The following is a 13,042-nucleotide window of genomic DNA, read 5'->3' as shown; positions in this document are numbered from 1 at the left end:
CTAGGCGGTGTGGACACTTATCGCATCCATAGGACGATGGCAGCGAGAGTGACGACGGCTCGGTAATTTCGGGCGGTCTTTTCGAAGCGGGTAGCGACGCGGCGGAACTGCTTGAGTTTGGAGAAGCAGCATTCCACGAGATGGCGCTGGGCATAGAGATGTTTGTCGAGCGGATATTTGAGGGCGCGTGACGGGTTGTTGGGGATGACGGCGAGCGCCTTTTTGGCGGCGATGTCTTGGCGCAAATGATCGGCGTCATAGGCTGTATCGGCGATGACGACCTCGGCCGGCAGTCCCTCGATCAATGCGGCGGCCTGTGGTGCATCGCCCTTCTGGCCTGCGGTGAGCGTGAACCGTACAGGACACCCCAAGCCGCGAACGGCCATATGTATCTTCGTGCTCAGGCCGCCGCGCGAGCGGCCAAGCGCCTGATCTTCAGACCCCCTTTTTTCGCCCCGGCGGCGTGCTGATGCGCCCGGACGATGGTGGAATCGACGATCAGATATTCGAAGTCTGGATCATCAGACATCGCCTCGAAGATCCGCCACCAAACACCCTTGATGCTCCATCGACTGAAGCGCCGGAATACGCTGTTCCAGTCTCCGAACGCCTCCGGAAGGTCGCGCCAGGGAGAGCCTGTACGCACGATCCAGAGCACACCTTCCACGAACATCCGGTTGTCCCGCCCGGTCGAACCCTTCTGGTCGGGCCGGCCTATGATCAGCGGCGCCATGCGCTCCCAGGCCGCGTCGCTCAACACCAAACGATCCATCACACCCAAGGCCGCCTCCCAAAAAGAAGCCTTGAATCTGATTTGCTCTCAAAAGGGAATCCTTAGAGTCCACACCGCCTACGGCATCGAGGCCTATGAAAAGCGCGGCCGGATGTGGCCCGAGCCGACACGCGTTGCCATGGCCGAAGCCGACGCCGTTCTGTTTGGTGCAATCGGCGGCACATCCTATCCCTTACCCCCCGAGTTACATAAGACGGACAGCTTGCTTGCGGTGCGTCGCAGCCTCGGTGTCTTCGTCAATCTGCGGCCGATCCGAACCTTGCCTGCGCTCTACGAGGCATCGTCGCTCAAACCGCGTGTGCTCAAAGGCGTTGACTTGATTATCGTGCGCGAGCTTCTTGGTGGCATCTATTTTGGTGAACCGCGAGGTGTCGAAATGCTTCCGGGCGGCGAACGGCGCGGCGTCAACACCCATGTTTACACGTCTTCGCAAATTCAGCGTATTGCGCGCTTCGCATTCGATATTGCGCGTACGCGAAAGGGACGAGTGTGCTCCGTTGCGAAGGAAAACGTGATGGAGGCCGGCCAGCTCTGGCGTGAAGAAGTTCAGGCGATTCACGATGCTCAATACCCCGATGTGGAGTTGACCCATATGCTCGTCGACAATTGCGCGATGCAATTGGTGCGAGCGCCCGCACAGTTCGACGTGCTCCTCACCGACAATCTGTTTGGCGATATTCTCTCGGATTCTGCCGCGATGGTCACCGGCTCCCTGGGAATGCTGCCATCAGCCTCCCTCGGGATCACTCGCGACGACGGACGGCGCGGAGCCCTCTACGAGCCCGTGCACGGCAGCGCTCCGGACATCGCAGGCAAGGGCCTGGCAAATCCGATCGGCTCGATCCTGAGTGTCGCCATGATGCTTCGCTTCTCGCTCAGCATGCCCAAAGAAGCGGATCTGGTCGAACGCGCCGTTTCCGAGGCGCTTGAATCCGGTGCGCGCACGATCGACATAGCAATCGGCAGCAAGCATATCTCGACGGAAGAGATGGGGGATGCCGTGGCATCAAAGTTGGCATCACTCTTGAACTGATCATAAACCGAAGGCCGCGCGCGTGAATTTGGTGGATCGTGCCGTTCTGTCTCACAAGCAATGGCTACAGCGAGTAGCCTGAGCTGGTGACGTTGGAGACGGCCGGATATAGAGGTGGCGGAGTTGGAAAATAAACTGATTAAGGGGCACTCCGCTCTTGCGAAGGCGCTTATCGACAATGGCGTGGACACGATCTTCGGCCTGATAGGCGACGCCAACTTATTCTTCGTCGACAGTTTCATCCGGGAGTACGGTGGCCACTACATTGCGGCTACCAACGAGGCGAACGCCGCCTCGATGGCGATTGGGTATGCGAATGCTTCGGGGAGGATTGGGGTCGCAACTGTTACTCATGGTCCAGGGCTCACCAATGTCTGTACGACCTTGGTGGAGGCAGTGAAGGGCCGCGTTCCAATCGTTGTGATGTGTGGCGACACAGCAGCTGAGGATCGTGAAAATATTCAAGATATACCTCAACGCGATATCATAGTTGCGACGGGCGCCGGCTTCGAGCAGCTCCGTTCGGCGAGGACCGTGGCGCACGATGTACCAATAGCATTGCGACGGGCGATGGTTGAGCGTCGCCCGATTGTCCTCAACATGCCCATTGATATGCAGCAAGTTGACGTCACTTACAGTCCTGTTCGCTTCAAGGTTTCAGAAAAGCGCGGCCTCGTTCCAACCAGCTCTGATCTTGACAATGCAATTGGCATAATCGCTGCCTCAAAAAGGCCGATCGTCTTGGCAGGCTATGGGGCATCCAGCCCCGAGGCTAGATTGGCAATTCTGCGTCTTGCCGAGCGGACGGGGGCTCTACTAGCCACATCACTCAAGGGCAAGGACTTATTCCGGGATCAAGATTACAATATTGGTCTCTTTGGCACGTTGAGTACACCTGTTGCCGTCGACCTAATAATGGAAGCAGACTGCATCATCGCCTTTGGAGCGAGTCTCAACAAATATACGACATCACGCGGTGCGTTCCTGAAGGGCAAGCGTGTCATTCAAGTTTGTGATGAGCAAGCGGAGGTCGGCAATTACGCCTCTCCTGACGCGGGACTGGTCGGTGACACGGCTCTCGTTGCCGAAACCATTTTACACTGGTTGGATGAGGCGGAGATTCCTAGTTCTGGTTTCCGCAATGAGGACATAAAGCTTAGGCTGCGGAATTATTCGCCTGGGGAGAGGTTAGGCAACTACAAGAGCTCCGACGGTACAATCGACCTCACCACCGCTCTCTTGGAGTTTAACAAACTTCTTCCCGAGAACCGCTTTCTCGTAACGGATGTTGGCCGGTTTGCCCTTTCTGTGTTTCGATTGATTGACGCGCCAAACGTTCACTCGTTCATGCTTCCAAGTCACTTTGGAGCGGTTGGTCTAGGAATGTCGCAGGCAATCGGTGTAGCGAAGGCCGTGCAGAGCAGGCCTGTGGTCTTGTTTTCGGGCGACGGCGGATTCATGCTAGGGGGAATGGCCGAATTCAATACTGCCGTTCGATATAAACTCGATTTGATCGTCGTAGTTTGCAATGATGGAAGCTATGGAGCTGAGCATATCCAGTTTCGCGCGAAGGACTTGGATCCCAATCTGTCGATTTTCGATTGGCCGGATTTTGCCTCGGTAGCGAACGTGCTTGGCGGGAAGGGTCTGACGGTAAGGACCGAAAACGATCTGCTGGCTGTAGCCGAGGCAATTAAGACAAGAGATAAGCCGCTCCTAATTGACCTCAAGCTCGACCCGGATCGTCAGCCGCCAGCTGGTCACTAAGACCTATGATCGTCAAAGGCTGTATCTTGTCCACCGGCCCTCGTCCAGTCGAACGTCGTGCGGAATAGCGTCGCGGGAAAAGCCGGCGTGCCGAGATGCACCAGTAGAACTTAGCGATAGCGGTTATCTGGAGACCGGATCGGTGACCCCGGCGATCGAGAGAAGGGGGGCGTCCGCTCATGTCTTATACAGATTGTACAGTCTGGACTCGAAGCTTGCTTCGGCCACCCTGAACGATGTCTTCGCGAAATTTCAGCCATTCGCCGTAGATCTTGCGGAATTCGGGATTCTTCTCAGCCTCTTCGGCGTAGAGCGAGAAGGCCGCGCGGTATCCGCCCTCCATGATCTCGCGTGAAAATGGCCTGAGCTCGGTGCCGTTCACGTGAAGAAGCTACCCACGGTCATGCGGACGACGGACGCCGCAAGATCGCGCTATTGCTGGCCGAACGCTCTGCGTGAGTGTGACGGCAACGGGACGCAATATATCGTCGCATGGCATTCAATGTATCGGTACCATTCGGTACTATTTACTTCGTTCGAATTGTCCGTTAAACCCTTGTGCAGCACGGATCTTTTTTGCTCCATGAGTCCCGTCCGCGCCAACGTCATCGAGGAGAGGGAATAGAGAAGGTGCCAAGGGCCAAGGCCCCCCAGAGAGCAGTCCGCGCCGGCCGTCCCCCGAAGGAACTGGCTGCCGAAGTCGACGAGCGGATCCTCAATGCTGCGCGTGAGCTATTCCTGGCGCGTGGCCTCGCCGGCGTCAGTGTCGCGGAGATCGCGGGCCTTGCCCATGCGAGCAAGGGTACTATCTATGCGCGCTTCCCCACCAAGGAGGCCCTGTTCGCTGCGATCGCGATCCGCAACTCGGAGAAGGTGCGGCAGGGATACGAGAACGCGTCATCGCTGGGCGATACAATCGAGGAGCGCCTCACGGCTCTGGCAAGTGAGATACTCAAGCACGTGCTCGCCCCCGACAGCATCGCTTTCATGCGACTGGCTGCTGCCGAAGCGCGTCGTTTCCCCGACCTAGCCAAGGTCGGACGGATGATGCGCGAGCGCGGCACGCATCACGCCGCCACCATCTTGCAGGATGTGACCCTGTATGCCGCCTTTGCGCCGGAGCGTTTGACCAGAACCGCCCAATTCTTCCTCGATCTCGTGGTTGCGCCGCTACTGCTGCGGGCGGTGATGGGCGAAGATCCCAAGTCGCTGAGACCGCAGATTCGCACGCATGTGGCGGAGAGCGTTTCGTTCTTCCTGACAGCCTGCCGGAGCGGCGAGGCCGTTCGATAGCCAGCGGCACTGCTCGTCGTCGTCGAACGCCATATATCTCCACACCCTGAAGCCGCGGAATGATTCTCCGCCCCGATACGGCGTCGCCGTCGTCCGGGGCGGCGGTCTGTCGTCTCGTGTTTCAACCCAGAAATAGAACTTCACGGTACGGTTATTTGACAAGGGCGGATCGTCGACATTATCGGTACCGAACCGTACGGTTCTATTATTGGGGCGAAAAGAGTATCGTTTTGAGAAGCCAGGGGAATTTCGCGAGACCACGGGCCGAACGCCGTATTCGTGCGTCGATGGTCAGGTGCGCCGGTTTTTCGGCCAGCGTCGCCGTGCCGGCTTTTCTACTCGCCTCTTGTGCGGTCGGGCCGAATTTCGTCACGCCCGACGCTCCGGCCGCGAGTCGCTACACGCGTGAGCCTCAACTCGCCTCGACAGAGAGCACCAGGACGCCAAGTGGCAACTCGCAATCCTTCTCGCCCGGAAGCGACGTCTCGGGCGTCTGGTGGACACTTTTCCGCTCGCGGAAGCTGACGGGATTCGTCGACGAAGCGGTTCGCAATCATCCGGACATCCAATCCGCCGAATTCGCCCTGCGAGCCGCCCGCGAGAACGTGCTCGCCGAGCAGGGAGCCTTGTTTCCCCAAGTGAGCGGAACTGGCTCAGCGGCGCGTGAGCAGGCGCCGCTCTACAAGCTCTTCAATACGTCGGTCAGCGTGTCCTATGCGCTCGATCTCTGGGGCGGCACGCGCCGGCAGGTCGAAGCGCTCGAGGCGCAGGCTGACTACCAGGCGTTCAAGCTGGAGGCGACCTATTTGGCGCTGACCGCCAACGTCATCACGGCCGCGATCACCGACGCCTCGCTGCGCGACCAGATCTCCGCGACCGAGGACATCGTCAAGGCCGAGACGGATCAGCTCGCGCGCATCCAGCACCAGTTCGAGATCGGCGCCGTCTCCAAGTCCGACGTGCTGGCACAGGAGTCGACCCTCGCGCAGGCCAGGGCGACGTTGCCTCCGCTCCAGAAACAATTGGCGCAGCAGCGCAATCAACTGATGGCCTATCTCGGGCGGTTGCCGAGCGAAGACCGCGGCGAGCATGTAACCCTTGCCGAGCTGCGCCTGCCGAGTCGGCTGCCGGTGACCTTGCCGTCGGAGCTGGTCCGCCAGCGACCGGACATCCGTCAGGCCGAGGCGACGCTGCACCAGGCGACCGCGACCGTCGGCGTCGGTGTCGCAAATCTTCTCCCGCAGGTCACGCTCTCGGGCAGCTACGGCGCAAGTGGGACGGGCAAGCTGTTTTCGCCGGGCACCATCGCCTGGGACGCAACGTCCTCCGTCACGCAGAAGCTGATCGACGGCGGCACGCTCTATCACACCAAGGAGGCCGATGTTGCGCTCTTCGAGCAGAACATGGCGGCCTACAAGAGCACGGTGATGTCAGCTTTCCAGAACGTCGCGGATTCGCTGCGCGCGATCCAGTTCGACGCGGCGACACTGAAGGCGCAAGCCGAGGCCGAGAAGGCCGCATCGGACAGCCTGTCCATGTCGATCGAGCAGTTCAAGACCGGTGCGGTTCCCTACGCCAACGTCATCACCGCCCAGCAATCCTACCTCAATGCGCGCATCACGCGCATCAAGGCGCAAGCCGCGCGCTTCTCGGACACCGCGGCGCTGTTCCAGGCACTCGGCGGCGGCTGGTGGAACAGGGCCGATCTGACGGCCGATGCCTCGCCCCGCGTCGATCCCGGCTATTTCGCCGGTCCCAACCGTTCAACCCAGGAAGCGGTGCGATGACCAAGCGCATGACGATCATGCTGGCCGTGATGGCCGTTCTGTTCGGCGGCCTCTATGGCTTCCAGACCTTCAAGGACGTGATGATCCGGAAGGCGATCGGTGCCATGGCGAATCCGCCGCAGACCGTCTCCACCGTGGTTGCGTCAACCGCGCCGTGGCGATCGACGCTTTCATCAGTCGCCTCGCTGCGCGCCGTGAACGGCGCCGATCTGGCGCTCCAGGCTTCCGGGATCGTGCAGCGCATCCAGTTCAACTCCGGAGACGAGGTCGCGGAGGGACAGCCTCTGCTCCAGCTGGTGGCGACCGACGACGCCGCCAAATTACAGTCGCTGCAGGCCACCGCCGAGAACTACGCGATCGTGCTCAAGCGCGACGAGGAGCAGATCAAGTTCAACGCGGTCAGCCAGGCCACGCTCGACAGCGACCGAGCCAGTCTGAAGAACGCCAGGGCTCTGGTCGAGCAGCAGAAGGCGATCGTCGAGCAGAAAACACTCAGGGCGCCGTTCGCCGGCAGGCTCGGAATCCGAGCCGTCGACATCGGCCAGTTCCTGAGCGCCGGCACCACCATCGTCACCTTGCAGAGCCTCGATCCGATCTACGTTGATTTCTACCTGCCCCAGCAGGCGTTGGCCTCGATCAACATCGGGCAGGACGTCACCGCGACGGTCGATGCTTTTCCCGGTGAGCGCTTCATGGGTCGTGTCTCGGCGATCAACGCCAAGGTCGATAGCGGCAGCCGCAACATTCAGGTCCGCGCGACGATCGCAAACAATCCTGCGCGATTGCTGCCGGGCATGTTCGCCAAGGCCGAGATCGACACCGGCAAGCCCGAAGACATCGTCACCGTTCCGCTCACCGCGATCGTCAACAACGCCTACGGCGACCTCGTTTATGTCGTCGACCATCTGCATGACGGGCAGGGCGCTGCGCGGCAGATGTTCGTCAAGACCCGGCCGGCAAAGGGCGACCGCATCGCCGTCACCGACGGGATCAAGTCCGGCGAGAGCGTGGTGATCGCGGGCCAGATCAAGCTTCGTAACGGCAGCCCGGTCAGGATCGACAATTCCCACGTGCCGCTCGCCGAAGCGGCGCCGACCGTCGCCGACCAGTAAACGACGCGCGAGCCAAGAGCAGATACGATGCGTTTCACGGACATCTTCATCCGCCGCCCGGTGCTGGCCATCGTGGTCAGCGCGCTGATCCTCGTCCTTGGATTGCGGTCGATGACCTCGTTGTCGATCCTGCAATATCCGCGCACCCAGAACGCGATCGTCACGGTGACGACGGCCTATGCCGGCGCGGATTCCGATATCATCGCCGGCTTCATCACGACGCCGCTGGAGAATGCCATCGCCCAGGCCAACGGCATCGACTACCTGAATTCCAGCAGCATCACCGGCACCAGCACCATCACGGTGAACCTGCGGCTGAACTACGACTCCGGCAAGGCGATGACGGAGATCAATGCCAAGGTCAACTCGGTCCTCAACCAGCTTCCGACCGGCACCCAGCAGCCGACGCTGACCCTCAAGGTCGGCCAGACCATCGACGCGATGTATGTCGGGTTCGCGAGCGACGTACTGGCTCCCAACCAGATTACGGACTATCTCACCCGCGTGGTGCAGCCGAGGCTGCAGGCCGTGTCGGGCGTGCAGACCGCGGAGCTGCTCGGCGGCAAGAAGTTCGCGCTGCGTGCCTGGCTCGATGCCGACAAGCTCGCCGGCTATGGGCTGACGGCCAGCGATGTCTCTACCGCGCTGTCAGGCAACGACTACATCGCCGGTCTCGGTTCGACGCGGGGGCGCCTTGTCCAGGTCGACCTGTCGGCCACGACCAACCTTCATTCGCTGGAGCAGTACCGCAACCTCGTCGTCAAGCAGGTGAACGGCGCCATCATCCGCCTGAAGGACGTCGCGAACGTGACGCTGGGCAACGACGACTACGACAGCTCGGCGAAGTTCAACGGCAAGACCGCCGTCTATCTCGGCATCCAGGTCGCGCCGACCGCCAACCTGCTCGACGTCATCAAGGGGGTAAAAGCGGCCCTCCCGGACATCAACGCGAACCTGCCGAACGGCATCGTCAGCGAAATTCTCTACGATTCGACCGAGTTCGTGAACAGCTCGATCGACGAGGTCGTCCACTCGCTGGTCGAGGCGGTCGTCATCGTGACCATCGTCGTCTTTCTGTTCCTCGGCTCCTGGCGGTCGGTCCTGATCCCGGTGATCGCGATTCCGCTGTCGCTGATCGGCACCTTCGCCCTGATGCTGCTGATGGGCTTTTCGATCAACCTGCTGACACTGCTGGCGCTCGTGCTGGCGATCGGGCTCGTGGTCGACGATGCCATCATCGTGGTCGAGAGCGTGCATCGCCTGATCGACCAGGGGGAGACGCCGGTCGAGGCGGCGATCCAGTCGGCGCGGGCGCTCGGCAGCCCCATCCTCGCGATGACTGTGGTCCTGATCGCGGTGTACGTCCCGGTCGGCTTCCAGGGCGGGCTCACCGGCGCCTTGTTCACCGAGTTCGCCTTCACGCTGGCGGGCGCGGTCACCGTGTCGGCGGTCATTGCACTGACGCTGTCCCCGATGAACTGTGCCTGGCTGCTGCGACGGACGGAGCGGGATGCCACAAATTGGGAGGCGCGCCTGGTGCGCAGGATCGACCATGTGCTGGAATGGCTGACCGCCGCCTATCGCCGCCGGCTCGAATCCGTCTTCGCCACCAAATCCGTGGTGGTGGTTTTTGCGTTGCTGCTGCTCGCCGGGATTCCCTGGCTCTATGCTAATTCCCAGAGCGAGCTCGCCCCGGACGAAGATCAGGGCGTGGTGCTGACGCTGACCAATTCGGCGCCTTCGGCAACGGCCGAGCAGCGCCAGTTCTATGGCCAGCAGCTCTACGATCTCATAGCCAAGCGGCCCGAGACCAGCGTGGTCTTCCAGATCGACACGCCCTCGCAGGCGATCGGCGGCTGGGTGCTCAAGCCTTGGGACAAGCGGACTGCGACGACCAAGACGCTACAGCCCGAATTGCAGGGCCTGCTCAACGGCATTGCCGGCACGCGCTCGGTGGCCTTCCAGCCGTCGCCGCTGCCGGGCAGCAACGGTCTGCCGATCCAGTTCGTGATCGGCACGACCGGTTCGTTCAACGAGCTGGACGAGGTCGCCCGGAACTTCATGGCCGAGGCGCTCAAGACTGGACAGTTCATCTTCCTGGACAACGACCTCAAGATCGACAAGCCGAAGAGCACCGTGGTGTTCGACCGTGACAAAGCCGGCGACCTTGGACTGAAGATGAGCGATCTCGGCGGCGCGCTGGCAACCATGCTGGGCGGGAACTACGTCGAGTATTTCAGCCTCGACGGCCGCTCCTACAAGGTAATTCCGCAGGTCCGCCAGAACGACCGCCTGACGACCGAGCAACTCCTGAGCTACCAGATCCGCACCAGCAACAACACGATGGTGCCGCTGGCGACGGTTGCCCATCTCGACAACAGGACCGTTCCGCAGGCCCTCAACCATTTCCAGCAGATCAACGCCGCGACCATTTCCGGCGTGGCCATGCCGGGGGTCGCGATGGGGGATGCGCTGGCGACCTTGAAGAGCCTCGCAAAATCCCTTCCGGCCGGCTACTCGGTCGACTTCGCGGGCGCCTCCCGGCAGCTTGAGCTGGAATCGGGTGGCTTCATCGCCACGTTCCTGTTCGCGCTGATCATCATCTATCTTGCGCTTGCCGCTCTCTTCAACAGCTTCGTTGATCCCGTCATCATCCTGATCTCGGTCCCGATGTCGCTCGCCGGCGCGCTGATCTTCATCAGCGTTGGCCTCGGCGGCGCCAGCATCAACATCTACACTCAGGTCGGTCTCGTCACTCTGATGGGTCTCGTCAGCAAGCACGGCATCCTGATGGTCGAGGTGGCGAACGAGTTGCGCGCCGAGGGGAAGAGCCGCTCCGCGGCTATCATCGAGGCTGCGACGATCAGGCTTCGGCCGATTCTGATGACGACGGCTGCCATGGTGCTCGGCGTCCTGCCGTTGGTCACGGCGAGCGGCGCGGGTGCGGTCTCCCGCTACAATATGGGCCTTGTGATCGCCACCGGCCTTTCGATCGGAACGCTGTTCACGCTGTTCGTGGTGCCGGTCGCCTACGCGCTCATCGCACATCGTGGCGAGGCAAGCGCGGCCCGACATACGAACTGAGTTTGCGGCGTGGTCTCCGGGCGCGGCCGCTTCGGTCCGATGCCGGCGAGGTCGGCAAGCTTTCCGGTACCGATACGAACAGCGAAGCGATGACGACCAAGACCATCCTCATCGTAGAAGACGACCAGGAAACAGGGAATTTGATCGCGCGCGATCTGCGCGGGCATTCCTTCTCGGTCGGTCTGGCGCCGGATGGCCGCGAGATGGATCGCTATATGGCGCAGAACCGCGTCGTCGTGCTCGATATCATGCTGCCGGGAGAGGACGGCCTTAGTCTGTGCCGGCGTCTGCGTGTCGCTCATTCGACGCCGATCATCTTCCTCACAGCGAAGAGCGATGACATTGATCGAATTGTCGACCTCGAAATGGGAGCTGATGACTACGTCACCTGACGAGCAGTCGGTGCCTAAGCGGCCGCTGTTTCATAAATGATGAGTGAGCGAGGCGTCCCTCAGTTTTGAACCCGGGGACGCCACGCACTAAGCACTCGAGTGAGCTGGTTTTGCAAGTTATCCGAACAGGGGCAGAATTGCCGCTTAAGGGCTTGCCGAGAATGACGGAGGTGGTCGATCGCCGAACGTTCGCGACACATCCAAATTCAAGCGGCCTGCGCGCGCCAGCTGATGCGATCGATTGGTTGTGCAAACGCCTCTCTTGTGGATTCCACAGCGTCCACGGCGGCTTAAGTGCCATGGATGACCCGGCGTAGTCGGATCTCCCTTCCCGCCAGAGCTCTCAGCCCGAAAATATCCTCTTGGGTTCGAGCGCCAGCTCGCAACTGGCGTTGCCCTGGCACCCTTGCAAAAAATAATCGGGGTCAGAGATCCAGATAACGTTTCTTGATGAGCCGGCCGAAGGAGGCGAAGCATAGGCTCAAGCGATCATGATGCTAAACGAAGGCAGCCCCACGCTATGCCTCTCACATTGCTCAAGTATGGGCTGAAACGCGACTACGTTCCGCACCGCGAGATTCCTGCTACGCCGGATCTGAGGCGCCGCTATGATGTGGTCATAATCGGCGGCGGCGGGCATGGCCTGGCGGCTGCTCACTACCTTTCCAAGTATCATGGCATCCGAAACGTTGCTGTTCTGGAGAAGGGCTATCTTGCCGGAGGCAATACGGCCCGGAATACGACCACGATTCGTTCGAACTACATCACAAATCAATCGATACGCTTCTACAAGGAGGCCGTCTCGCTTTACGAAGACATGTCGCATGAGTTGAATTTCAACGTCATGTTTTCGCAGCGTGGCCAGCTCACGCTCGCGCATTCCGAGGCGACTCTTCGATCCTTCCATCTGCGCGCCGAGATGGGCAAGCACCATGGCACGCGGATTTCGGTCGTTGATCCGCGACAGGTGAAGGAAATCTGCCCTCACCTCAACATGGATGAAGGCGGTCAGCACGAGATCCTCGGCGGCCTCTGGCACGAGGACGGCGGCACGGCGCGGCATGACGCGGTCGCATGGGGCTACGCGGCGCAGGCCGCCAGGCGAGGCGTGGAAATCCACCAGCGGACCGAGGTGCTCGGTTTCGACACGTCCGGCGACAAGGTGTCGGCGATCAGGACCAGCCGCGGGACGGTGAGCGTCGGACACGTGATCCAGGCCGCGGGCGGCGCCAACCAGCACGTTGCGAAATTGGCTGGCATCGACATGCCCATTCGGTGTTTCCCGTTGCAGGCGATGGTGACCCAGCCGCTGAAGCCGTTCCTGCATACGCTGGTGTCCTCGGCCAATCTGCATACGTATCTCGTGCAATCCTCCCGCGGCGAAATCGTCATCGGCGGCGGTTCGGATCCGTATCAATTGATCTCGACGCGCTCGACGCTGGACCTCAAGGAGCAGCTGGCTCACGGGGCGGTGCAGCTCTTCCCCTTCCTCCATAACGTGAAGCTGCTGAGGCAGTGGGCCGGCATCACCGACATGACGCCGGACTACACGCCGATCATGGGCGCCAGTCCGCTCAAGAACTATTGGCTCGATTGCGGCTGGGGCACTTGGGGCTTCAAGGCGACGCCCGTTGCCGGAAAATACCTTGCCGACACCGTCGCGAATGAACGGGTCGCGGATATCCTGCTTCCGTTCAGTCTGGGCCGCTTCGAAAAGATGGCTCTCATCAATGAAATGGGTGCTACGGCGGCAAGCCATTAGGATCTGTTCGATGAAAATC

The 13,042-nt window shown here is 60.9% G+C and carries 8 protein-coding genes and 2 pseudogenes; 8 read left to right on the top strand and 2 right to left on the bottom strand.

All coding sequences use genetic code 11. The features are described 5' to 3' along the window. Nucleotides 1–17 precede the first annotated feature (17 nt). A pseudogene (locus AXW67_RS41390) lies at nt 18–733 on the bottom strand (IS5 family transposase). On the opposite strand from AXW67_RS41390, the gene leuB reads away from it, so the two are divergent. Together leuB and AXW67_RS39245 are read left to right on the top strand one after the other, a co-directional pair. Beyond that, nucleotides 732–1,826 (top strand): 3-isopropylmalate dehydrogenase, encoded by a 1,095-nt coding sequence (gene leuB, locus AXW67_RS39250; protein WP_063682216.1) that lies wholly within the window; start codon nt 732–734, stop codon nt 1,824–1,826. The pseudogene AXW67_RS41390 and the gene leuB overlap by 2 nt on opposite strands. Before the next feature lie 114 nt (nt 1,827–1,940). Next, a complete protein-coding gene (locus AXW67_RS39245) occupies nt 1,941–3,593 on the top strand; it encodes a thiamine pyrophosphate-binding protein (RefSeq protein ID WP_063682207.1) in 1,653 nt (550 codons plus the stop codon). A gap of 184 nt (nt 3,594–3,777) precedes the next feature. Here AXW67_RS39245 and AXW67_RS39240 read toward each other — a convergent pair whose 3' ends face one another. Beyond that, nucleotides 3,778–3,975 carry a hypothetical protein gene (locus AXW67_RS39240; RefSeq protein WP_063682206.1) on the bottom strand — a complete coding sequence of 66 codons (198 nt, stop codon included), beginning with the start codon at nt 3,973–3,975 and terminating at the stop codon, nt 3,778–3,780. Between the two features lie 248 nt (nt 3,976–4,223). Here AXW67_RS39240 and AXW67_RS39235 point away from each other — a divergent pair, with 248 nt between their 5' ends. The 6 genes and pseudogenes from AXW67_RS39235 to AXW67_RS39210 all read left to right on the top strand — a co-directional run bounded on the left by AXW67_RS39235 (nt 4,224) and on the right by AXW67_RS39210 (nt 13,023). Further along, entirely contained in the window at nt 4,224–4,886 is a 663-nt protein-coding gene (locus tag AXW67_RS39235) for a TetR/AcrR family transcriptional regulator (RefSeq protein WP_161491342.1), read from the top strand. Nucleotides 4,887–5,173: 287 nt separating this feature from the next. Beyond that, nucleotides 5,174–6,673: an efflux transporter outer membrane subunit gene (locus AXW67_RS39230; RefSeq protein WP_063682205.1), complete on the top strand. Its 1,500-nt coding sequence runs from the start codon at nt 5,174–5,176 to the stop codon at nt 6,671–6,673. Beyond that, on the top strand, nt 6,670–7,785 hold the full coding sequence (locus tag AXW67_RS39225; RefSeq protein WP_063682204.1) for an efflux RND transporter periplasmic adaptor subunit: 1,116 nt from the start codon (nt 6,670–6,672) through the stop codon (nt 7,783–7,785). The genes AXW67_RS39230 and AXW67_RS39225 overlap by 4 nt, the downstream gene beginning before the upstream one ends. 27 nt (nt 7,786–7,812) lie before the next feature. Further along, the gene (locus tag AXW67_RS39220; RefSeq protein WP_063682203.1) at nt 7,813–10,869 is read left to right on the top strand and encodes an efflux RND transporter permease subunit; all 3,057 of its coding nucleotides are present in this window, start codon (nt 7,813–7,815) and stop codon (nt 10,867–10,869) included. A gap of 89 nt (nt 10,870–10,958) precedes the next feature. Continuing rightward, nucleotides 10,959–11,255, top strand: a pseudogene (locus AXW67_RS39215) (response regulator); the annotation flags it as partial. A 526-nt stretch (nt 11,256–11,781) separates the two neighbouring features. After that, on the top strand, nt 11,782–13,023 hold the full coding sequence (locus AXW67_RS39210) for an FAD-dependent oxidoreductase (RefSeq protein WP_063682202.1): 1,242 nt from the start codon (nt 11,782–11,784) through the stop codon (nt 13,021–13,023). The last annotated feature ends 19 nt before the right edge of the window (nt 13,024–13,042 follow it).

It is taken from the genome of Bradyrhizobium neotropicale (assembly GCF_001641695.1).
Classification (GTDB): Bacteria; Pseudomonadota; Alphaproteobacteria; order Rhizobiales; family Xanthobacteraceae; genus Bradyrhizobium; species Bradyrhizobium neotropicale.
The sequence above is the reverse complement of the archived record's forward strand: the minus strand, read 5'-3'. Positions and strand labels throughout refer to the sequence as shown.